Origin of the sequence: Actinoplanes aureus, from assembly GCF_015704865.1 — a bacterium.
Classification (GTDB): Bacteria; Actinomycetota; Actinomycetes; order Mycobacteriales; family Micromonosporaceae; genus Actinoplanes; species Actinoplanes aureus.
Map to the genome: position 1 here is coordinate 39,955 of NZ_JADQTO010000041.1, position 21,394 is coordinate 61,348.

At 65.4% G+C, this 21,394-nt stretch carries 23 protein-coding genes; 14 read left to right on the plus strand and 9 right to left on the minus strand.

Annotation, left to right across the window (positions count from 1 at the left end):
* The first annotated feature begins 181 nt into the window (after nt 1–181).
* The 5 genes from I4J89_RS45125 (at nt 182) to I4J89_RS45145 (ending at nt 3,775) form a co-directional block, all read left to right on the plus strand.
* On the plus strand, nt 182–661 hold the full coding sequence (locus I4J89_RS45125; protein WP_196420397.1) for a tyrosinase family oxidase copper chaperone: 480 nt from the start codon (nt 182–184) through the stop codon (nt 659–661).
* 47 nt (nt 662–708) lie between these two features.
* Entirely contained in the window at nt 709–1,530 is an 822-nt protein-coding gene (locus I4J89_RS45130) for a tyrosinase family protein (RefSeq protein ID WP_196420398.1), read from the plus strand.
* Between the two features lie 163 nt (nt 1,531–1,693).
* Nucleotides 1,694–2,509 carry a DUF427 domain-containing protein gene (locus I4J89_RS45135; protein ID WP_196420399.1) on the plus strand — a complete coding sequence of 272 codons (816 nt, stop codon included), beginning with the start codon at nt 1,694–1,696 and terminating at the stop codon, nt 2,507–2,509.
* A gap of 404 nt (nt 2,510–2,913) precedes the next feature.
* Nucleotides 2,914–3,348, plus strand: coding sequence for a hypothetical protein (locus tag I4J89_RS45140; protein ID WP_196420400.1), 435 nt, complete (start codon nt 2,914–2,916; stop codon nt 3,346–3,348).
* Nucleotides 3,349–3,490: 142 nt separating this feature from the next.
* Entirely contained in the window at nt 3,491–3,775 is a 285-nt protein-coding gene (locus I4J89_RS45145; RefSeq protein ID WP_196420401.1) for a hypothetical protein, read from the plus strand.
* Nucleotides 3,776–3,838: 63 nt separating this feature from the next.
* Here the strand turns inward: I4J89_RS45145 and I4J89_RS45150 are convergent, their stop codons facing one another.
* The gene (locus tag I4J89_RS45150) at nt 3,839–4,432 is read right to left on the minus strand and encodes a dihydrofolate reductase family protein (RefSeq protein ID WP_196420402.1); all 594 of its coding nucleotides are present in this window, start codon (nt 4,430–4,432) and stop codon (nt 3,839–3,841) included.
* Nucleotides 4,433–4,686: 254 nt separating this feature from the next.
* Nucleotides 4,687–5,430 (minus strand): SDR family NAD(P)-dependent oxidoreductase, encoded by a 744-nt coding sequence (locus I4J89_RS45155; protein WP_196420403.1) that lies wholly within the window; start codon nt 5,428–5,430, stop codon nt 4,687–4,689.
* 319 nt (nt 5,431–5,749) lie between these two features.
* Here I4J89_RS45155 and I4J89_RS45160 point away from each other — a divergent pair, with 319 nt between their 5' ends.
* Nucleotides 5,750–6,067 carry a hypothetical protein gene (locus tag I4J89_RS45160; protein WP_196420404.1) on the plus strand — a complete coding sequence of 106 codons (318 nt, stop codon included), beginning with the start codon at nt 5,750–5,752 and terminating at the stop codon, nt 6,065–6,067.
* 87 nt (nt 6,068–6,154) lie between these two features.
* Here the strand turns inward: I4J89_RS45160 and I4J89_RS45165 are convergent, their stop codons facing one another.
* The 4 genes from I4J89_RS45165 to kilB form a co-directional block, all read right to left on the minus strand.
* Nucleotides 6,155–6,424, minus strand: a complete 270-nt coding sequence (locus I4J89_RS45165; RefSeq protein ID WP_196420405.1) for a hypothetical protein — start codon at nt 6,422–6,424, stop codon at nt 6,155–6,157.
* 223 nt (nt 6,425–6,647) lie between these two features.
* Nucleotides 6,648–7,376 (minus strand): DinB family protein, encoded by a 729-nt coding sequence (locus tag I4J89_RS45170; RefSeq protein ID WP_196420406.1) that lies wholly within the window; start codon nt 7,374–7,376, stop codon nt 6,648–6,650.
* Between the two features lie 112 nt (nt 7,377–7,488).
* Nucleotides 7,489–8,310 carry a phosphotransferase family protein gene (locus I4J89_RS45175; protein ID WP_196420407.1) on the minus strand — a complete coding sequence of 274 codons (822 nt, stop codon included), beginning with the start codon at nt 8,308–8,310 and terminating at the stop codon, nt 7,489–7,491.
* A 406-nt stretch (nt 8,311–8,716) separates the two neighbouring features.
* On the minus strand, nt 8,717–9,271 hold the full coding sequence (gene kilB / locus I4J89_RS45180; RefSeq protein ID WP_196420408.1) for a plasmid transfer protein KilB: 555 nt from the start codon (nt 9,269–9,271) through the stop codon (nt 8,717–8,719).
* A gap of 232 nt (nt 9,272–9,503) precedes the next feature.
* Between kilB and I4J89_RS45185 the strand changes: the two genes are divergently transcribed.
* Nucleotides 9,504–10,016 (plus strand): SUKH-4 family immunity protein, encoded by a 513-nt coding sequence (locus I4J89_RS45185; RefSeq protein ID WP_196420409.1) that lies wholly within the window; start codon nt 9,504–9,506, stop codon nt 10,014–10,016.
* Nucleotides 10,017–10,178: 162 nt separating this feature from the next.
* Here I4J89_RS45185 and I4J89_RS52140 read toward each other — a convergent pair whose 3' ends face one another.
* On the minus strand, nt 10,179–10,970 hold the full coding sequence (locus I4J89_RS52140; RefSeq protein ID WP_373688211.1) for a nucleoside deaminase: 792 nt from the start codon (nt 10,968–10,970) through the stop codon (nt 10,179–10,181).
* Between the two features lie 345 nt (nt 10,971–11,315).
* Between I4J89_RS52140 and I4J89_RS45195 the strand changes: the two genes are divergently transcribed.
* The 4 genes from I4J89_RS45195 to I4J89_RS45210 all read left to right on the plus strand — a co-directional run bounded on the left by I4J89_RS45195 (nt 11,316) and on the right by I4J89_RS45210 (nt 15,562).
* A complete protein-coding gene (locus tag I4J89_RS45195) occupies nt 11,316–12,251 on the plus strand; it encodes a hypothetical protein (RefSeq protein WP_196420410.1) in 936 nt (311 codons plus the stop codon).
* A 1,071-nt stretch (nt 12,252–13,322) separates the two neighbouring features.
* On the plus strand, nt 13,323–13,931 hold the full coding sequence (locus I4J89_RS45200) for an ISAs1 family transposase (RefSeq protein WP_255521981.1): 609 nt from the start codon (nt 13,323–13,325) through the stop codon (nt 13,929–13,931).
* Nucleotides 13,932–14,548: 617 nt separating this feature from the next.
* A complete protein-coding gene (locus I4J89_RS45205) occupies nt 14,549–14,983 on the plus strand; it encodes a hypothetical protein (RefSeq protein ID WP_196420411.1) in 435 nt (144 codons plus the stop codon).
* Nucleotides 14,984–15,277: 294 nt separating this feature from the next.
* Nucleotides 15,278–15,562, plus strand: coding sequence for a hypothetical protein (locus I4J89_RS45210; protein ID WP_196420412.1), 285 nt, complete (start codon nt 15,278–15,280; stop codon nt 15,560–15,562).
* Between the two features lie 435 nt (nt 15,563–15,997).
* On the opposite strand, the gene I4J89_RS45215 is transcribed toward I4J89_RS45210, so the two are convergent.
* Nucleotides 15,998–16,870 carry a hypothetical protein gene (locus tag I4J89_RS45215; protein ID WP_196420413.1) on the minus strand — a complete coding sequence of 291 codons (873 nt, stop codon included), beginning with the start codon at nt 16,868–16,870 and terminating at the stop codon, nt 15,998–16,000.
* Nucleotides 16,871–17,118: 248 nt separating this feature from the next.
* Here I4J89_RS45215 and I4J89_RS45220 point away from each other — a divergent pair, with 248 nt between their 5' ends.
* Nucleotides 17,119–18,312, plus strand: coding sequence for a tetratricopeptide repeat protein (locus I4J89_RS45220; RefSeq protein ID WP_196420414.1), 1,194 nt, complete (start codon nt 17,119–17,121; stop codon nt 18,310–18,312).
* A gap of 849 nt (nt 18,313–19,161) precedes the next feature.
* On the opposite strand, the gene I4J89_RS45225 is transcribed toward I4J89_RS45220, so the two are convergent.
* On the minus strand, nt 19,162–20,112 hold the full coding sequence (locus tag I4J89_RS45225) for a hypothetical protein (protein WP_196420415.1): 951 nt from the start codon (nt 20,110–20,112) through the stop codon (nt 19,162–19,164).
* Nucleotides 20,113–20,438: 326 nt separating this feature from the next.
* Here I4J89_RS45225 and I4J89_RS45230 point away from each other — a divergent pair, with 326 nt between their 5' ends.
* Both I4J89_RS45230 and I4J89_RS50570 read left to right on the plus strand, forming a co-directional pair.
* Nucleotides 20,439–20,843: a RidA family protein gene (locus tag I4J89_RS45230; protein WP_196420416.1), complete on the plus strand. Its 405-nt coding sequence runs from the start codon at nt 20,439–20,441 to the stop codon at nt 20,841–20,843.
* Between the two features lie 248 nt (nt 20,844–21,091).
* The coding region (locus tag I4J89_RS50570; RefSeq protein WP_507236534.1) for a GNAT family N-acetyltransferase at nt 21,092–21,394 on the plus strand (303 nt) is incomplete at its 3' end.

Here is a 21,394-nt window from a genome sequence, read left to right on the forward strand (position 1 = left end):
TGCCGCCAGCGAATCCGTTTTGTGCTTCCGGAGTATTCGACGGTATTCCGTGAATGTCGCCGCCGCCGCCGCGCGTCCCGCTACCACAATTCGCGATTACCTCCAGCATTCGGCAGCGCCCCCTTGCTTCCCGCCGGTATCACAGTGCGCCGGCGGTCCACTCCCAATGGAAGAGGAATACATGTCTCATCTGAGTCGCCGTGACGCCTTGCGTTACGGAGCCGCGGCCGCCGCCGTCGCCACCGGGGTCGCCGGTGCGCGGGCCCTGTCCATCTCCGGCTCCTCCGGCCAGGCACTGGCCGCCCCCGCCGGGAACCGGGATCCACGCGACTTCGAGCTGCAGTACCACGGCAAACGGATCAGGGGAGTGCACGGCGGGACTGTGGCCGGCCCCGCCGGCGTGGCGTCGCGGCAGCGGCGCAAGCCGCACGAGGTGTTCATCGACGGCCGGAAGCTGGCCGTCATGGAGATCGAGCTGCCGGCTGCCGGAGGTGGTCTGACCATCGGCTACATCAGCGCCATCAACCACTACGAGCCGGTGCTGATCGACGCCGAGCGCAACAAGGGTGGCCTGCTGAAGCTGGCCAAGCGCGCGGTCGACGTACTCGGCGACACGGAGCTGACCGCCGTCGCCGGCGAGCACCACGACCACGGGCGCTGAACCCGCGGCCGTCCACCCCTGTCCACCACACCGAAAGGCTGACCACCATGGGCGTCCGCAAGAACGCACGCGACCTGACCAGTACCGAGAAGGCGGCATTCGTCGCCGCCGTCAAGCGCCTGAAGGCGCAGACCACCGGGCGTAACTACGACTGGTTCGTCACCACCCACATGACCTACTTCGCCACTGTCAGCGGCGTCCGCTACGCCCACCAGTCGCCGTCGTTCCTGCCCTGGCACCGCCAGTACCTCATCGAATTCGAGCGGGCCCTGCAGGTGTACGACCCAGCGGTCTCGATTCCGTACTGGGACTGGACCGTGGACCGCACGACCTCCGGGGCACCGTTCACCGCGGACTTCATGGGCGGCAACGGCTCCGGGGGAAACGGGCCGGTGGCCACCGGCCCGTTCGCCGGCGCCACGAACTGGCGCATCAACGTCAGCCCGTCGTCCTCGACGTCACTGCGCCGGGCGATGGGCAGCAGCTCGCTGCCGACCGCCGCCCAGGTCGATTCGGTGCTGGGCATTTCGACGTACGACGCCGCGCCGTGGAACAGCTCGTCGACCAGCGGAATGCGTAACCGCATGGAGGGCTGGCAGACGCCGAACCTGCACAACCGGGCGCACGTCTGGGTCGGCGGGCACATGGGCCAGCAGGACTCGCCGAACGACCCGGTGTTCTGGTTGCACCACTGCAACATCGACCGGCTGTGGTCGCTGTGGCAGACGCGCTGGGGATTCGACACCGGCCGCTACCTGCCGGCCGCCGGCACCTCGGGGGTGGTCGACCTGAACGACGCCATGCAGCCGTGGTCTGACGTCACCCCGGCCGCTGTGCTCGATCATCGAGCCGGTTACACGTACGCATAGTTGTTGCTTTTCTGCTCCTCCAACGACCCCCACCGGCGCGCGATCCGGCGGGGGTCGTCGGCGCTTGCTTCGTTGCGGGAAGTCGAGAATCCGATGAAAGGCGCCCGGGCGCGGGTGTAGCGGTAAGACTGGTCGGCATGAGTCTGAAAGAAGACTGGTCGGCATGAGTCTGAAAGTCGGTGACGAGATGATGAGGCTGCTCGGCGTGCTGCGGCACGAGCCGACGGAGAAATGGGTCCGTGCCCGGCTCCAGGGCCGGATCGTCGCCGACAGCCGTGCCGCGCTCCTGGTGTGGGAACCGCGCCGCATCGTGCCCACGTACGCCGTGCCGGACGAGGATGTCCGGGCCGAACTCGTACCCGTCGAGCCGGCCGGGGAGAGCGACGTACCGGTGCTGCATCCCGGCATCCCGTTCGCCGTGCACTCCACGCCCGGCCAGACGTACGACGTCCGCGTGGGCGACGTCGTCCGCGAGCGCGCCGCGTTCCGCCCGGACGACGCGGACCTCGCCGGTCACGTCGTGTTCGACTTCGACGCGTTCGACTGGACGGAGGAGGACGAGCCCCTGTTCTCGCACCCGCGCGATCCGTTCTCCCGCATCGACGCGCGGCGCAGCAGCCGGCACGTGCGCATCGAGCGGGACGGTGTGCTGCTCGCCGAGTCGCGCACGCCGACACTCGTGTTCGAGACGAAGCTGCACCCGCGGTTCTATTTGCCGCGCGAGGACGTCAAGGCGGAGGTTCTGCCCAGCGAGATGGTGACTGCCTGCCCGTACAAGGGCCGTGCCACGTACCTGTCGTTCGCGGTGGGGGAGAACCTGGCTTGGACCTACCTGGACCCGCTGCCCGACGCGTCGCCGCTCGCCGGTCTGGTCGCGTTCTTCGACGAGGTTGTCGACGTGACCGTCGACGGTGTGCCCCGGGAGCGGCCTGATTCGCCGGTCGCCAAGGTCATGAAGGAGGAGTTCGGCGTTTCTTGAGGGATCGGCTACTCGGCTCGCCGAAGAGCATTGTGAGCTCGCTCGTACCGGCCAGGTCGTAGTGCTTGTTGACGGTGCGCGCCCGCGCATGCCGAATTTGCGTGCCCTCATCTGGTGGCAACACTCGCTCATGCCGAGATCCGCTCTCGATCTGTCGCAGGCAGACGGACGGCGATCAAGCGGCGAAAGCGACAACAAAAGTCAACACGAATCCAGCCGATGCTCCCCACACCAGAGCGACGGCCAGCCGCCTCGCGCGGCTCCAGAGAGCCAACACGGCGCAGCCGACCAGCGAGCAGAAGAGGAACGCGGTGGCCGCGAACAGCCTAAGAATGCCCTTCAGCGTAGGTCGGCATCGCAGGGCCGATGGGCCGCGCCGAGCCGCTGCGGATTAGTCTCATGCCGTGGCGGAAGAAGATCAACTTAGGCTGATTGACGAGTTGCTCGCTCGGCCTTTCCCGGCACACGAGACGCAGGATGAACTCTGCTCCAGCGGTCCTGGCCACCACCTGTCCGTCCTCCAAGCCAGCCGGGACTTCTGGGACGATCCCAGTACGGAGGTCGTCGAAGCGGCTGAGCAGGAGATCGACGTCGCCTTCCAGTCGCTGGTGTCCGCCCTGACTTCCCGCTGGGGCAAGCCAGAGCCCGTTGACCTTGACCCTTATCTATGGACCGAGGAACCAGCCCCGCAGCCAATGCTCCAGCTCTCCTCGCTCAGCGGTCTGATGCTCATCTGGCGGCAGCCATCGGGACGATGGGTCGCACTCGCGGTCGGCCAGGCGGACCGAGAGTTCCCTGTCATGCTGCTCGCCGCGGTCGGTAACGCTCCCGTCCCCTGACCAGCCGACCGCGGTCGGCCAGCAGGCCTTCAAGCGGCGCCATGGCCGAGAGCAGCGCAGCTCGCCCTTGTCCCCTCGGGAGTGCACACTTTCTGCCGCGCCGGGAGCGTCGTCCCGCGGACCTCTGGCTAGGGTGGGCGGCATGAGCGCGGACGGATCGGACGCCCTGGCCCCGCGACACTGTCACGCCCAAGACCTCGCTGCGCTGATTGGTCTTCTGGCCTTGCTCGAAGGCGAACTCACGGCGGGCCATGTTCCCGAGCGCTTGTCGCGTCGCATCGGTAGCCGGGTTGAAAGAGCTGGGCTTCTCGCGGGCGGAGGGAGCGAGCGGGACCTGCGGCAGTCGCTTTCGGATCTCAATCACCGGTTGCGATACGCACTCGGCGAGTACGAGGAAGCGCCGCCGCCACTTGCCGTGCCAGAGTAGTCGCGCCGTCACGCTCCCGAATCATGATTGGGCGATGCGGCGCGGAGCGGTGCCGGCTTTTCGCTACCGCTTGACTGTGTAGTGCAGGTGCAGGACGCGATCGCCCTGGACGACGGCGTCCGGGTCCTCGAGCAGGACCGTACCGGTGTGGCTGCCGAAGAACCGCACTCCTTCACCGAGGAACACCGGTGCGACGTCCATGGCCACCTCATCGACGAGTCCCGCCGAGAACGCCTGCCCGCCGACATCGCCCGCAGTTACGCAGACCAGGCCGTCTCCCGCCAGGTCTTTCGCGAGTCTGACGCCTGCCTCGACGGAGGCGGCGGTATGGAACGGCGCGTCGGGGAACCTGGCTAGCCACTGCTCAGGCAGCGGTCGATGGGTGATGACCACCAGTTCGTCTCCGGCTGCCGGCACACCCGCCCAGCCGTCGGTGGTATCGAACAAGTGGCGACCGATCACCGTGTATTTGATGTCGTCCCAGAAGGGCTGCACGTACTGGGCAGAAGCTTGGCTCACGTTGAACGACCATTTGTCGTTCGCGTGGATGGTGACGTCGCCGTTTCCGTACCAGTCGAATAGGGGCCCGACCGTGTCGTCGGGGTAAGCGATGTATCCGTCCAGCGAGACCACAGCTTGCATGACGACTCGTGCCATCGTTCCGCTCCTCTGTGTCTGAACGACTACACACCGCGCCGCCCAGAGACGCAAGCGTCCGCTCATGCGCGATCCTCGCGGCTGCCTCAGATTGTCGACTCGTATGACCACTGGAGCGCGACGTCCGGCGGGCGCTCTTGCCGATGTGAGGGCGTCGCCGTGTTGAGCGAGACTGATGCTCGCAAATCACCAGGCGCGGTGCGACGAGACGGTCGCGGCCGGATTGCCGCGACCGTACGCCTCAAACCCGACCGTCAGACCGAGAAACCGCCGTCGACGTTGATCACCGCGCCGGTGACGTACCGAGCACCGTCACCTGCGAGATAGGCAACTGCCGTCGCGATTTCGGCCGGTGTTCCATAACGGCCCAGCGCGGTAAAGCCGATGATCGTGCCTGCGGCCGGGCCGTCAGCCGGGTTCATATCGGTGTCGATCGGGCCGGGGTTGACCAGATTGACGGTGATACCGCGCGGGCCGAGGTCCCGGCTGAGACCCTTGGTCAGTCCTACCAAGGCGGTCTTGCTCATTGAGTACAGCGAGAAGCCCGGGAACACCGTGCGTTCCACCATATTGCTTCCGATGGTGATGATCCGTCCGCCGTCACCCATGTGCCTGGCCGCGGCCTTCGACGCGAGGAACGGAGCCCGCACGTTGACCGCGATCATGCGATCGAACTCCTCCCGCCCGAGATCCTCCACCGGCCCGACGAAGAACACCGCCGCGTTGTTGACCAGAATGTCCAGCCGCCCGAACTGGGCCACCGCACGGTCGACCGCGGTGGTCACCGCCGCCGGGTCTGCGCTGTCCACCTGCAGCGCCATACCGCGGCGGCCGAAACCCTCGATCTGCTTCACCACGACCGCGGCCTGATCGTCGCGGTGCTGGAAGGTGAGCACCACATCAGCGCCGTCCTCGGCCAACCGCGCGGCCACGCCGGCGCCGATGCCCCGGCTCCCGCCAACTACCAATGCCACTCTGCCGTCAAGATCGTTTGCCATGTCCCCACTGTCGTCTTCACGCGCGTGCTCGTCTGGCGGCAATCGGACCCGACGTTCTACATTCAGTTCGGCGATTCGGCATCCCTTTTATGAAGAGCGAGGAAGCGCCCACGGCCTGCTGTCCCAGCGCGCATTCTCCTGCCGCTGCCATCGCGGGGCGGTCCGGCGCATCAGTCACTGCCAGTGCCGACCGGGTGAATGACCGAGTCTGCGGTCGCTCTTGCGCTGGCCGTGATGGCAGGGCCTCGGACAGCGAGCGAGGCGAAAGCCCGTCGCTCGCGTTCGTCAGTTACCGACGAGGCGAAGGCGGCACTCGGCGATGGCGTACCTGCGCCGGTGTTCGGAGATGACGCCCAGTTGGTGCTCGGCCGGATCTCCTGGCAGACCCCGCCGGAAATCACCCGACGGCGGGCGCTTCGAAGTCTTTCTCATTGACAAGCGCACCAATGCCAAGGCGGGTGGCTTCCACGCGACCTCGCCGCGCCAGGAGGCCATCAGCGTCGGCAGCTCGAGCGAGGACAACAAGATCGCTGAGCGCTATCCCTGGCTGCAGGCGGTCAGGCCTGTCAAGGTCGACGGCGGTTGGGTGAGCCGCGGTGATGGGCACGTGTACTGGGCGCAACGACTTCAGGGTTAGTCAGGTGCGCCACGGCCGTATGGATCGGCTCGTCTCGTGGTTGGACCGCTGGCATGGAGATCGCGTGCGATTCCGGACGCTCGCCAGCTACGGAGTGCCACCCAAAAGCGTGCGGCTGTTGACAAATCCGACGAAAACCACAACGTAACCGGCACCGATCCATGCCCAGCGGGCACGGCGCGGCCATATCCAGGCACCGATGACAGCAACGGCGAGGCCGCCGATGGTCAGGTAGAGGAGCCCTGTCGTAGCCCACCAGAAGCCGTCTTGGGCGCAGGCGGCGTGGTGCTCCGCGTCATCACAGTGCGACGTCGCCGCGGCGGCGAGCCCAGCAAGGAGCAGTGCGAAGTACGACATGACCGCGAGTAGTGCGGTTGCTGTAGCCGCCGCGACTGTGCTGACCCTCGACGGCCGGTCGTGCTTGACGGGACTCTGATCCGAGGCCGATGTCATCTCCGAAAGCGTAGACCGATCCACCCCTTGGAGGGATGGAAAGCGTCGCGTTCACAGGCGTCCGCTTCAGTGGTATCCACGTGACCGCGACTGTCACGAAGTACGGCAGCACAGGCTCAGAGTTCGCTCATGAACCCGGTGAAGAACCCTGATGCGACAGTTTGTCCAGGTCACGCTTGCAGAACCGGTGGTGAGCCCATCCCTCGTTGAGCACAGTGCCGAGGCATTGCCGCACTGTCCGCCCTTTGGCGTACGGGGGCCATCTGTCGTCGTCCGGGACCGGCGCGGTCTTCGCGAGCTGATCAGGCGTGGCCTTGGTCAGCCATGTCTCGATCTCTGAAGCCTGCCGGACTCGTACGGCGAGTACCTCGTCGAGGCTCGGTTGGGCGGACGGGTCGAGCCCGTCCTCCTGGTCCATGACGAACGATGGACCTAGTCCCATGGCCGTGAACGGCTCGGTGAGCCCGAGCACGCAGCGTCGGAACCAAGAGTCGTGCACGAAGACAAGGTGGCGCAGGGTTTCGACCATCGACCACTCGCCGTCGACGCCGCGATGTTCGCTGTTCTCGGGCATGGACCGAACTCGCTCGGTAGTCGTCGCCCAATCGTCCCGCAGTTGCCGCCAGGCCTCTCGCAGGTCGTCCGGCTGATCTGAGCGGATCAGCAGCCGTACCGGGTGACGACGGTCGAGCTCCGCCTCGACGTACGACATCACCTCGACCCCGTTGACCACAAGATTGGTGACCAGGCCGTCGATCTCGGCGTCCTGCATGACCACGCCGACCATCCGCGCTCTACTCAGGTCGCATTCGCGGAATTCCGCGCCGGTGAGGTCCTCATCGTGGAAGCGTCGCATGCAGACAGGCTAGGTCGCACCGCACACGCCACGCCACGCCCGGATCTAGCCGCCGACCGTGTCCCCAAGTTTCGCCTGGTGCACGCTCGTGCCGATGACGATGTTCGCTACCTTAGCGAGCCGTCGCCTTCCGGAGTTCGCTCAGCCACTCGATGCCGAACCTGTGGCCGTCAGGAAATTGGTCGTCGCGATCCCAGCGCCAGGTAGTGATCATCGCCAGCATGAGGGTCCGGCAATCTCGGAGCAGGTCGTGATCGACGCCCGGGTAGAGCTCTGCGACCTCGTCGGGCGCGTGGGCCAGGTCGAACTCGATCGGCCCCCGGCAGCACGTTTCGAAGTCGATGAAGAGTGGGCCGATCGAGGTCGAGAGCAGGTTGCCCGGGTGAGGTTCGCCGTGCAGGAGTTGTTCGGGCCGGCCGCTATCGCTGACCGCTCGGCGAAGGCGGTTCAACGTGCCGGCGAGAAAGACCCGGTCCGCCTCGGCCAGGTTCGGAGTTCGGTCGTGGTCGGCCACGAGCGTCTGGGCCTCGGAAACCCGGTCGGTGAAGTGCGGGGTGAGCAGGTCGACCCGGCGCATTCCGGCGTGCAGACGTTCGAGCGCTTCGGCGTAATCCGCGGATGGGATCGCTGGAGAAGTCACCGGTTCGTAATAGGTCCACAGGGTGACCACGTAGTCGTCCCACACGAAGACCTCGGGCGCCTGCAGCGCGGCCACCGGGCTCCCGATCTCGAACAGTCGCTGAGCGATGTCCACTTCAAGCTGGGCGCACTGGCGCGCCGCCGGTGCCACCTGGGCCAGAACGTCGCAGGGCTGCAGACGCAGGGTGAGCTTGTTCGAGTTTTGCAGGACGGCGGCGTCGGAGGTGCTCAGGCCGAGCATCGAGGCGCTCGACATGGCTGCCTGTGTTGCCCGCTGGGCCGCATGCGCATGCATCGGAGCAACGTAACTCAGCGTTTTCGGCGCAGCAGCCGTATTTCGATCTCCCCAGAGTCGGCAAACCTGAGAGGCGGCGACTACATCCGGATCTAATGGGTTCTGTCAGCCTATTCCTCGACATCAGCGGGATCGACGTCGAAGGAGGTGGCTGCGGCACGGGAACCACCGACGGTGAGAGCAAGGCCGGCCAGAACAATCGGTCTTCCGCCTCGGTACGGCCTCGGTCAAGACGGGCTCTTCAACCGGTGGCCGAAAACTGCTCAGGTAACGGCGTAGCGACACTTCACCAGTTTCCCGTAAGGGTGCTGCGAAACGAACCCGGATCTACTCAGCCGAGCGGAGCTCACGACGACCTCTCACAGCGAGTCGCGCGCCCAGTCAACCAGCGGACGTGCAGTTTGCGTCACTCGTCACGGTCGCCTGCTCGTCGGCGGCCCTTGCCGACGGGCATACTGTCAGAATTGACATGAGCAGGAGAAGCGCTGACTGCTCGCACCTGCGCACCGGCCGACTTCACGAAGTCGGTCAGCAACTGCTTTGTCTGCGCACCCTTTTGAAGGAGTTCCTGCTCCGTTTCGGCCTTCTCCATGGACCGTGCAGCCTCAAGTGCCTCCTTTGCCAGAGTTGCTAACGTCGCGTCCTCGGTAAGTAGTTCCACGCGGAAAAAAGCGTCCCAAGCAGTTGCACGCAGCCTTGCTGCCTCGTCCCTGGCCTCTCGCCGAAGAGCCTCATCGCTGTCCGCGCTATTGGCCCGGTGCCATCGTGCGTATTGTGAACGACGAAAGTCCATGAGTGTACCGGCGAACGTGCTATAGGTGCTCATGCGCTCCTGGTGTAAGCGATTAGTAAAAGCAAATCGCTCCGATCTGGCGGCACCTCTGCTTTGGAAGAAGTAGGAAGACCAAGCGCCCATGAGGGTGCCGATCAAGGTAAGTACGCCAGCGACGATGGCTTCCATCCGTCAAGTGCAACACGTTCTTGCAAGCCGCACTCTTCTGGCCGCCGGTCGAGCACGTTGTCGCCATGGGCTGTCACGTTGAGTGGTCGGGCGCCGGGCCTGGCTGACATCTTGAGCTGCCGATGAGGCAGCCACAGCCACTTGGCTCGACGTTGAGCATGGTCAGCCGGACTTAGGATGACTCGCCGTGTACCGAATCTTGGGGAAGACGAGCTCCCAGTGGGGTGCTGACATGGCCCGCTGGTCGGACGGTGGCGTCGTCGAGCCACTCGACGACGCCACCGTAGGTGACTGGCGCGTGAACTGCGAAACCCGAAACCTCCTCGTCGACGTGGGTCTGCCGGCGTATGGATCCTTGTTCGTCCGTTCGCCTCAAAGCTCTGTGGAGCCGCTGTTTCCTCCGTACTATATTTTGGGCAGAGAAGCGGTTGACTGGCATCGGCACGAGCTGCCATTCGATCTCACCTGTGGCTGCGGGTACTTCGGGCTCAGCGCCAATGATGGCAGCGTCTGGCAATTGTTCCCGGATCACGATGACCTTCCGGTTAACTCGAACCTGGCCCTGTTCTACTATTTCCTCAACAAAGTGTGTGGAGCAATGCCGAGCCAGAATAGTGATCTCCCAGAGAGGACCGCGGTGAGGCGAGCAGAGGCGGTAATGCGGCGTCTGGTCAATAGAGATCCGATTTTGACGAGCGGCGCCGACAGTTTCTGGGGCTACATCTTCAAGCGCCCGTGGAGCTGAGCATGATCCTGAAGATTGCGGAAAACGCGCTCATCTGCCGCTGGCCGTACGCGGTGCGCCGCGCAGCCGTCTCGCTCTGTGCGACCAGTTCGGAGGCCGGTACGCGTGCGTGCCGAAGAGCGGAGTCCGTGAGAGATGTGTCGACCGCGGTCGGCGCCTGTGCTACCCCCGCCGGCCGACCGGCTGTTGAAGGTGTCGGGGTACTCGCCGTTGCGGCAGAACGCGTACGCCAACATCTGCCGATGAGCGGACGCCATCCTGCCCGGGCGGCGGGTAGCCCTTCGGGGCGGCGGCAAGGTGGAGGCGGCTCGATTGGTTACTCACGCCTGGGTCAGGTTGTCCGGTAGGGCTGACATGCTTGCGGCGTACTGGCGTAGTGACGCGTTCGCGGCGGTCGCCGCGTAGCGCCGGAACTGGTCCCGACACTCCCGCCGACGGAAACCACCGGCTCCGCCGGGCCGGCTGCCACACAGCGGCGACGCCGCTGGCTCCGTCATCGGGCGCCTCCAGACCGTAGAAGACCTGGGATACGCCAAGAGCCATCGCGGCACCGAGACACATGAGACACGGCTCAAGCGTGATCGCGAGAATCAGCGGATTCTCGCGGGGCTTCCAGCCGAGGTGCCGGTCGGCCTGCTCCATGGCCAGAAGATCGGCGTGAACCAGCCTTCGGCCCTGGGCCCGCTCCTGGGTGTACGCCCGGCCGATGATCTCCTCGCCCAGCACGACTACCGCGCCGACAGGAAGTTCCCCGGCCTGCATCCCCTCCTCGGACACACCGAGTGCCAACGCGACGAGTTCATCGGCGGTCCTGGCATCCGGCATGCCGCGATCTTCCCACACGTGATCGGCGGTGAAGTCCCATTGCCGTGCGCCGGTTCGCCATGAGCATCGATGGCGTTGCCGTATGTGGATTCCGTACCTGCGTAACGCTCGCGAACTCACCGCCGTCATCGCCAACCTGGGGTTTGGCAGACCCAGTCGACCGCCCCGGGCGCAGCGACCGGATGGAGTCGGCGCTTGGACCGCTTCCGGACCTGCCGTCGATCGTGCGCGCTGGCCGATGACGGGCCGTTACGTTCCGTGGCCGACCTGGCGCCTAGACGACGCCCTGAACTGCCGATGAGCGGATAGCCGATCAACCCGGGCATTTGTCCTTGTTTAACACGATTTCGTACCCCGCATGCCTTGTGTCGAGCTGCCAAGATGTGTGCTACACGAGAGGGGCGCCAAGTGAGCATATTGGGCAGCGCCGCTCGGCGCTCTACACGGTTCCTTGCAGCCACTGGAGCGGCGATCATGGCTGTCGCAATGGTTCTGGCAACATCGGCGGCCGCGTACCTGTTCTTCGCGGCGAACCCCAGCACGCCATCATCTTATTTTCACGGAACCATTTCAGTTGAAATAGGAGGTGGAGCCGAAAGCGTAGACGTTCCAAATCTGAAAGCCAACGTCATAGTCCTGGTTCCGGACTGGCAGAACCTTTCGCAATTGGCGAGGTCTCAGAAAGCCACCTATATTGTCGAATTTGACGACGACTGGTTCAGTAATCGAACGCTCTATATCAACAGTCAAGACGACGCCGTACTCGCCAATGTGCGTATGCACGTCACGGACTCGAATGGGATCGAAAAGGACGTCTTTTTTATTAAGGATGACCACCGCGTATCGCAGGAGAATCCTGCTCAAACTCTCGCTGTAACTATACCTAAAGGAACGCATCGGGTGACCGTCAACGGCGCATGGGCTCGACCGATCGGCGAACTAAAGGGAGCGACAGCCGATTTGCGGTTCCCGTTTTGTGCGGCCAGTCCGAAGAACTTCCACCCATGTGTAATCGAGGCCGGCCAGCTTCGCCCGGGTTTGTCCCTCAGCGGATCATCATTTAGGACGTCTTATCCGTACGTTCTCACATGGCGGAACCCCGGATTCAAGGAACCGCCCTACGCGCAGGTTATTGATGACTCGATCGAAAGTCGGCAGAACTCATATCTATTCATCGCAGGCGCTCTCGTCGGAATAGCTGGCAGCGCCTTGGTCGAGCTTCTCCTAATAGCGGCGGCCAGCGGGATATTCGGACACTTGAAAGCAGCGAGGGGCGAGTCCGAACAACCAGAGCGCCACCCATACGCGCACCTGACTACCTGGTACGTTGGAATTAAATCAGGCCCATGCCAGGCTCACGACTGCAAAAGTCCTGACGCCGAAGATTCGGCAAGGAACAGGGTAGGCTGAGAAAGTCGCTTTCCAATGGAACGAGATCGACGTGAGGCGGCTGGCCTTCGCCCTGGGGTGTGGGCCAGGGCTCCGGCAAAGTCGGGCCGCTAGACTCGGCGCATGCGGCATTGCCGGCCTTCCTCCACAAAACGCACAGCGACCGGGGCGCTACTACTGGTCTTGGCCGTGGCCGGCTGCGGCTCCAAGGCGGAATCGTCGTCCGATGCCACGCCGTCGAGCCCTGACACCGCCGCTACCGCGACCGCCTCCCGCGCTGCTTCCTCCCCAAGTCCCGGTGACGCCGAACCTTCCGTTTCCTCCCCCACCGTGGACGAGTCACGGGAGGCCGAAGCGGCGCAGAAACCCAAAGCGACACAGAAACCCAAAGCGCCACAGAAGACGGAGGCGCCGAGCGAGGGCGGCACCAAGTACACGGGGTGTGCCGACGGCAACTGCAAAGTGTCCTTCTCCGGTTCGGTCAAAATTCCCACTCGCCAGGTGGACGGTGTCGGCCTACATGGAGGATGACGGTGTCAGTGTGCGACTGACCGACGCCAATGGCAGGGGTGGCGGTGGCGGCTTCATGGCAGGGCCCGGGTGCACTGTGGCGGTACACGCCGACGGCGGCGGGCGAGTCGGATGCGACCAACCCGGAGCCGAGCCCGAACCGGGAGGGTACGTCGTACGCCTGCTGGAACTGGACGGGGACACCGCGGTCATCCGAGCCATCCTGGGCTGACTGTGAGGATCATTGTCGCAGCCTGATGGTGTTGGGCTGTGGTCTGGTGGCCGTGCGTGTGACCCTTGGTCTGACTCTGGCTTCGTGCCTTTGAGCCGACTTGTCCACGCACCGTCACCGGCCCCGGCCGGGCAGGGCCCCGGCAAGATCGTGACGGTGTCTGACTTGTGAGGCTTGGAGTAGAAGCGCCGTTGTTGATGGCAGCAAGACGGGCATGACCGGCTCAGAAGATCATCAAGGTTCTCTACGCCATGCTGATTGCCCGAAGTGAGTCATGGCCGCGCTGCCATCATCGCTGATCGTCCCTGTCCTGCGCACCGGCCCTGACCGTTGTCGAAACCGCTGGTGGGCTGCCCGAAGCGCTCGCCGGTCTGCCTGATCCACGTGCCAGGCGAGGTGTCCGGCATCGGCTGACGGTCGTGGTCACCGCAGCCGTGTGTGCCGTGGTCGCCGGCTACCGCTCGTACGCCGCGATCGCCGGATGGGTCGCCGACGTGCCGGCGGCAACGGCGCTGGCCCTGGGCATGACTGCCGACCGGCGCCCGTCGGAGGCGATGATCCGTCGGCTGTTGCAGGCCATGGACCCGCAGCTACTGACCGCGGCGATCAGTGTCTGGCTCGCCGGTCGGGCCACCACCACCACGACGGCCGGCCGGACGATCGCCGTCGACGGCAAGACCCTGCGCGGCTCCCGCACCACCGACACCGCCGCCCGGCACACGATGACCGCCTGCGACCAGGCCATCTGTGTGGTCCTGGCCAGCATCGACGTCGACGGCAAGACCAACGAGATCACCCGATTTGCGCCGCTGCTCGACCAGATCAGCGGCCTGCGCGACACCGTGATCACTGCCGACGCCCTGCACTGCCAACGCGAGCACGTCATCTACCTCGCGCAACGCGGCGCACTGCGCGCCGGGGTGGGCGGGTGCGGGCCTGGGCGGGCCTCCCCGAGCTGAAGTCGACGCCGACGGTGAAGCAGGCAGAGGGATCGAGAGCGAACACGCGGTTACTGCGATGCAGACTTCCGCCGCGGCCACTGACCTATAACACACCCGGTAGTCGAGTCCACCGGCCGCAGCCGCCGCAGCGCGCTCATAGCGCAAGACGGGCGCACCGGAGCAGCAGTCGTTGGCAATCCGACCCGGACCGGCGTTCTGCGCAGGATCGGCACTCCGATGACCGGATCTGCCGCCGTGCGCGTATGTCCGCCGCCGGGACTGACCGTGACTGACCGTAGTGCTTGCTCGAGGTGGCAGTACGCGCTGTGGCCGCTGTGAGTGCGCTCCCTCGGCAGCGATACGGACTGTCTCCAGCCGCGCCACCTCGGTGCCGGCGACTGCGCGGTCGGTGAGGAGCGGCGCGCCCGAGCGGTAGTCGCCCTCGTCCCGCAGTTTCCCGGCGCGCTACTCCAGTGGTTGCTCACCCTCGACGGGTCAGACGAGGTGCCAGGGAACCTGACGGCCCTATACTCCGCTGGCGTTTGAGCTGACCGGACCACATGCGGACGCTCAATGCGAAACCTCGGGGTAAACATTATCAATGTCGTTGCGTGACCATTTGAAGGATGTCAACGGTGCGGGAGTTGCTGCGACACGTGAAACGCCGACGAAGCCAGCTATGGCCACTGGCCGGCATCGCGGTTTTGTTAGCGACTGCGCTGGCGGCCCTGTACGTCTTCGACACCGGTTACTCGGGGCGTGGCGACGTGGTCGACCGCGGCTCTTCAGCCGACGGCCACTATCAGGTGCAGGTCTTCCACTGGGAATCTGTGATCGGCGAGGACGGCTGGGACATCGTCATACAAGACCGAGATGGCTTGCGCAACGTGAACACGTACGCTGGCTGCCTGTTCTCGGAGGAATCTGGGGACTACGCCGGCATCCGGTCCGTCGAAGCCGGCTCCGTGCGCATCGCTACCGACAACGGTCCGCTTGACATTGCCTTCGACCCCACGACCATGCATGTCACGAAGCGTATTCCCGCAGCTCTCTGCCAAGGCTACGAATGACTCTTGGGCCGCACCACAACTTGAAGCGCTGAATCACGCCAGTACCGGCAGGACTTACGATCAAAGGGGCCAACGCCGAGTCGACCAGGACCCTCAGGCGGGACTGGCCAGGACCTCAGTAACCTTACTGACCATTTGGAGTCGGCATCCGGATCTGCCGCCGGCTGTGCGCGGCGCTTCGCGTAGCCGTGACGCTCCGGGCGGCCAGCGAGGAGGCCGCCACGCACTCGTGCCGAGTTGAGTGCGTCCGGTCGCGTGATGCTAGGCGCCGCCGTAGCACTGCACCACCCTTAGGTGCCTGTCGTATTCTCCACGATGATGTTCAAGGGGTGGTGGCATGTGCTGCCGGATGAAGAACGGCAGCAGTGGGCGTTGGAGCCCTTCGTGGCGATGGGCCCGCTGCGCTTTGGAATGAGCCCGGAAGAAGTGGCTGGTGCGATGGCAGCCGTCGCGACGGAGGTTGAGAGGCGCCAACACCAGTGGGCTGCGAGTACGAACGTATCCACAGTCGTGAAGTGCATCTACAAACGTTCGGCTTGCATCTCTATTACCGGGATGACGGGCTTGCGGGCGTTGTAGTCGACGCTCTGTGCGGGCCGCAGGTATCGGTGGCCGGCACGGCGCTGGTCGGCAGGGTCCCCTCGGTATTGGAGCAGTGGTTGATCGATCGAGCCGAGACGCGGCCGCCCGGGACAGGGCTCGCCTATACATGCTTGAGCGATCCACGATTGACCCTCATGCCGCCAAGCACCCGCGGGAGTTGATCCACCAGGCGGTCACGCTCGGGGGTCGGCCTCCAAGCGGCTGCCGGCATGCTGAACTAGCCGATGAGAGGGCGTCAGCCGACGACAGCGCCGTCAATACTCGAAAGCGCTGGAAGACCAGCTTTCTTGCATGCGGATTGAAATCGGCCGTCAAGCAGAAATCAGCCGTCAAGCAGCCCGTATCTCTCCAATTCGGCGGCGAGCTGTTGCGTGCGTTGAAAACGAAAGGCGCGGCAGATGTCTCTCCCGATCAGCAGGCCAAGCAGAAGGCCAGGTATGCCTGGCCCCCGAAGCGGCTGTGCGGCCTGTTCCACGCGCGTTCGTGGGTGACCGCGTACCAGCCAGCCGGGTCGCCGCTGTAGGTGGGAAGCTCCCAGACACCGGCGCCGGTTGTGTCGACCGTGACCGGGTGCGAGGTGAGGTACGTCGGGAACGCGTCCTTGCCTTCCCAGCGGTAAACGCGCAGTGGCACCGTCGAACGGGGCGGGAAGCCGCCTACCGCCACCCGGAACGTCTTCCCTCGCGGGGTGGTCTTGGGGAACCGTGTCGCGTCCCGGTCACGGAGGAGCGGAATCAGCGACGGCTGTGCCTGGCGCGAGACCTGGACCGTCTTCGACGTTCCGCGAGACTGCTGCGACACCGTGAAGCGATACTCGCCGATCTCGTCCCAGGGCAGGATCCGGAAGGTCAGCGTCTCACTGGTCCGCTCCGACGTGAGGCGCCAGGTCCGGACGATCCGGCCGGACGGAGCCGTGGCGGTGACCGTGAGCGGCTCGTCGGGAACGGCGTTGACAATGTCCAGTCTGTTGATGCTGGGCGCCATCATGGTGCTCGCTGTGCCCTCGACGGACTCGAAGCAGATGTCGAGCACGTCGGGCATGCAGCCCTGGACGCCGGTGAAGTACTTGAGTTGCGCCAATACACCTGCGGGGGCGGCTGTCCGGCGGCTCAGCGGGCCGTGCTTCTTTTTCGGCTTCGCGACGACGAGCCGCACGGTCCGTTCCCCGGACGATTCGGTGTGTGAGAAGGTGTCCGGCACGCGGACGCCCGCCAACAATGCCGTCGTCACCATGACCGGAAGTCCGGCCGCCACCCACGAACGGTTCTTCCCGGTCGGACGCATAACTGAAGTATCGGGTCGGCCAGAAGTTTGGTTAGTAAGGATGTGACGAGCGATGTCGAGTCCATCCGACCGGGTGACGACCCGGACCCGCGCTCAGCGGACCCGCCTGCGGAAACCGGCGGCGGGCGATGGGCAGCCCGGCTGAGGCGGGTGGAGGCACGTTACTACGTCGCCATCACCGTGGCCGCGGTGCTGTCCACGATGGCCGGCGCCCCTTCGGACATCACGGATCTCTGGGCCTACCGCCCATGCTGATGCGCCCGGACAAACCGCTCGCCGCACCGTACAACATCGTGGTGGCGCCGCCTGCGATCGACTTAGCTGACGCCGGCGACATCGGGCTGCGCCGCGCCCGGCGCCTGGCAGAACGGATCCACACCTCATTGCACCGCCGGATCATCGCCGCATTCGAGAACGATCCGCTGGCCGAAGTCGGAAGCCCCTGCCAATCGGACATCGCCGAGCTGACGGCGGGCCGGTCCGACGTGCTTGACCAGGTACGGAAGGCGAAGGACGGCGACGTGGCCGTTTCGTTCGTACTGAGCCCGCGCGTTCACCGCACCACGGTTCGACTCGAGGTCAGCATCGGTGGCAGCAGGCTGGGGGAGGCCGCGGAACTTTCCGGCTACCAGGCCTTCGACGAGTTGGACATCGGCGACTTCAGCCAGGCCGGCGCCGACCGGGATCTACTGACCTCAGCTGCGGAACAGGCCGACGCGTACGTCCGGATCCTGCACGCGGTCGCCCAGTACACCGCGCGCCAGTACGACACCGCGGCTTCCACCCTGACGCCGTTACAGCACCAGCACCTCGAGCGACTCACCCGCCGCCTGGTACTGGTCATGCTCGGCAACATCAAGGGCCGCCTCGGCCGGGATTCCACGTATAAAGAGGCACGGCGCTACTACGAAGACGCGCTCGTGGTCGACCCCACGTATGCCCGGGCGCGGCTCGGGCTGGCGGAGGTCAACTACCAGGCAGGCGCTCGTTCCTGCGGGAACTTTCAGCCGGCCCACCTCCGCCACTTGGACCGGGCGCTCGGCATATACAAGGCGGTCTTGACCGGACCGGCCGAGCCGGACGTGCCGGATGTACAGGCGCGCGCCCACTACGGGATGGGCCGCATCGGCGTCTGCCGTCTGCTGGCCGGTGAGGACAAGCGTGAACGGGCCGAGGCCATCAAGCACCTGAGATTTGTGATTAACCGCTATGAGCACGGCGGTGACCCACCGTGGCTCCGTACGCCGACGTCGGAGGCGTACGGGCATCTTGCCATCATTTACGGCTACGTGATGAACGACGTGCCGCACGGCCTCGCCTGTTACCACCAGGCCGGCGAGACAGCGTTGTCCGAGCGCAGGCAAACCTTTGCCGATCTGGCCGCAGACCTCCGCCAGCGGGATCCGGAGCAACCGCTTACAGGCGACTCGACGACATGCTGAAGGGGCCAATGACCCGGTTGGACTACTACCGTGTGGCGTGCCGCCCAGTCGCTGGCCGGCATCTCGTTAAGGTCGTATCCGTAGCGGTGCCGCCGCGCCGCCGACCCGGCCGACAAGAAGCCGATCACTGTGGTCAGGCCGTGCTGCCGACTGTTTGAACCGCGCGGTTCGCGCGTCAGGTGATCACGTAGTCCACGTGGAGCCGAGTAAGACGGACACGCGCACCGAGTACGACGCCCGATGTCACCGGTCGTTACTGACCATCTGGCCCGCTTTGCTGCAGCCGCGGCCGCCTCCAGTAGCGATCTGACCCGACCGTGCCGTTGTGGCCGGCGATAACAGCGACAAGGCTTCGTTTTGATCGGCGGCGATCCTGCCACGTCGAACGCAATCTCTACCGCATGCCTACGTTCATCGGATCAGCATCGACGATTTAGTGGTGCGTTCGGAAGGCCTACTGATCTGGCCGCAGTCCGTGCGCGCCGGCCGCCGAAGCGCACAAGACGAGCCGTAGTCGGAGTTCGCTTGACCAGCTGCCTACGCTCGTTCGCGTGCAACGGGATCTGGTACTACGCGGGCTTGCGGAAAACCCGGCAGCGCCAGTCAGTGAGCTTGTGCGTCTGCTGCGCGGCTGGCCGGAACCGGTTGCCGAAGGATCTGACCGCCGCCGTGAAGAACCGGTTTAAACGCATGCGATAACGCACCGGCCTGCTCGACGGCTACCTCACCGGAACAGGTCTATCTCCACCCACCTCAGCCGGACCCTGACCACAAAAGGTGTCTGGATGTAGACATTGCGGATGCGGCGCCTCCGGTGCCGCATCCGCCGTCGTTCCGCTGCGACTTGTCTCATCCCCTCGCCTCGAACGACGCGTTCACGCCGAGCGCCACCAGCAGCCGGCAGAGGACCGCGTACCCGGATCCGTCCCGGTAGTTGTCGTAGTTGCGGGCCCTACCGCCGATCGGGCGTACCTTCACGCGGCCGGGCCGCAGCTCGATCCGTTCGATCGCGGCCCACGGCGTGATCGCTGCGCCCTTGGGGCCGGCGATCCCGTCGCGGGTGACCCGGACGTCGCCGCGTACGAAGTCCGCGCCAGCGCGGACGGCCGCGACCTGCCGCGCCACGACCCGGGTCACGGCCTGGCCGGTGATCAGGTCGGCAAGCGAGAGGAAGCGCGGGATGGCGTCGCCGACCGCGGCCGGCGTCACCGCGGCGATGCTCCCGCCGGCCGGGCCGTACGGGTCGAGCGCGTTCTCGTATCTCGCGGTGAACGAGACGGTACGGCCGTCGGCGGTGGTGAGCCGGAACCCCTCGTACGACCAGACGGCCTGCGATTCCGAGCCGGCCGAACCCCACTCGTCGACCACGTCGGTGACGTCGTCCCAGCGGACCACCCGTGGCCGGCCGTCAGGGTCGACCTCGGCCATGCCGCCGGCATAGCCGTACAGCCATCGGGTGAACCGGCCGCGCCGCGTGACCAGGGCACACTTCACGGCGTAGGCGCCGATGAGGAACGGCGAGACGAGGAGGATCGGGATCGCCGCGTCCGGCGCGCACACCATGAGCAGGAAGACGACGAGCAGGAAGGCGGGGATCGGTAGAAGCATGCGCAGCACCTGGCGAGCGCTCAGCGCAGGGATCACCTCGGCGTGATAGATGCCCAGCGGTTCGCCCAGGTCGAGCGCTTGACCGACTTGGACGGCGTGCTGCCAGTTGGCGGCACACTGCTCCTGCCGTTCCACCACGCGGCGCCGGAGACCCTGCTCCAGCCGCCGCCGCGCCTCGGGATCGGTTCCCATACGCACCTCACTAGCAGCACCCGACCGCTTCGCACTACGGTCGTCCGCCTTCGGACACAACCGCTGCGCTGCTGCTGACAATGAATCTTTCTCAACTGGCAACGAGCCGGCGGGATCGGGGCCGATGGGCCGGTGCCGGGGCCGCGAGTCGCGCGCTACGGGCGCCACGACCGCTGGCGGTGGCAGGCGCACCCTCGTGCCGAAAGTCGTGCGTCGTTGCACAATGGGTGGCGATGCCAGGTGTCGTTTCCAACGCCGCCGAGCCGAGCGTGGGGGGCGTCGGTTAATCGATGTTCACCGACCGCGCGGGTCTCGATAATGGGCCGATGATTGACAAGTTCAACCCGGCCACCGTTCATGAGCCGGCTGGCTACAGCCACGTCACGATCTCGAACGCTGGCCGACTCGCTCACCTGGCCGGCCAGTGTCCGCTTGGTCTCTCTGGAGAAGTGGTCGGCGAGCCCGGCGACCACGCCGCGCAGACCGAGCAGGTGATCACGAATTGCCTTGCTGTACTGGAGGCCGCCGGTGCCGTGCCCGCCGACGTGGTCCGGTCGGTCGTCTACGTGGTGAGCTCGGACAGCGGAGTCCTGTCCGCGGTGTGGCGCCAACTCAACGCCTCACCACTGGCTGAAGCTTTCACCACCGCCAGCACGCTGCTGGGTGTAGCGTCGCTCGGCTACCAGGGACAGCTCGTCGAGGTCGACCTTACTGCGGCGCTGCCGGATTAGCGGTCGTCCCGCTTCGAGCCGGAGATCCCGTTGACTTCGACCGATGACATTGGCGTGTCCGCGTCGAATGGCAAGGACGCCGTAGTTCCCCGCCCGTCGGCAGCCAGGCGCGCGTATCCGGATCTGCCGCCGTCCGTGCGCGCCTGGAGACGACGTGCAGTCACGCTCGGTGGTCGGCGCCCTCTGCCGGTCGGCGTGCTGAACTGCCGAGATCAGTGCGCCGGCTCGTAGATGGCACGATAGCTGCCGTGATTGTCAGAGTGGCAACCGCGGACGACGCTGATGCGCTTGCTGTGGTGCACGTACACACCTCGCAGGAGGCATACCGCGGGCAGTTCCCCCAGGCTCACCTCGATCAGCTTGATCTATCGCGACGCCGGCAGATATGGGCCCAGCATCTTCGATCGGATCATGCACCTACCGGAACTCTCGTCGCGGAACATCCGGTTGACGGTGTCGTGGGATTCATTTACGTCTCGCCGTGCCGCGACTCCGATACAGATTCTCGGCGGGTGGGCGAGATCCAGGCCGTCTACGTGCTGCCGAAGCAT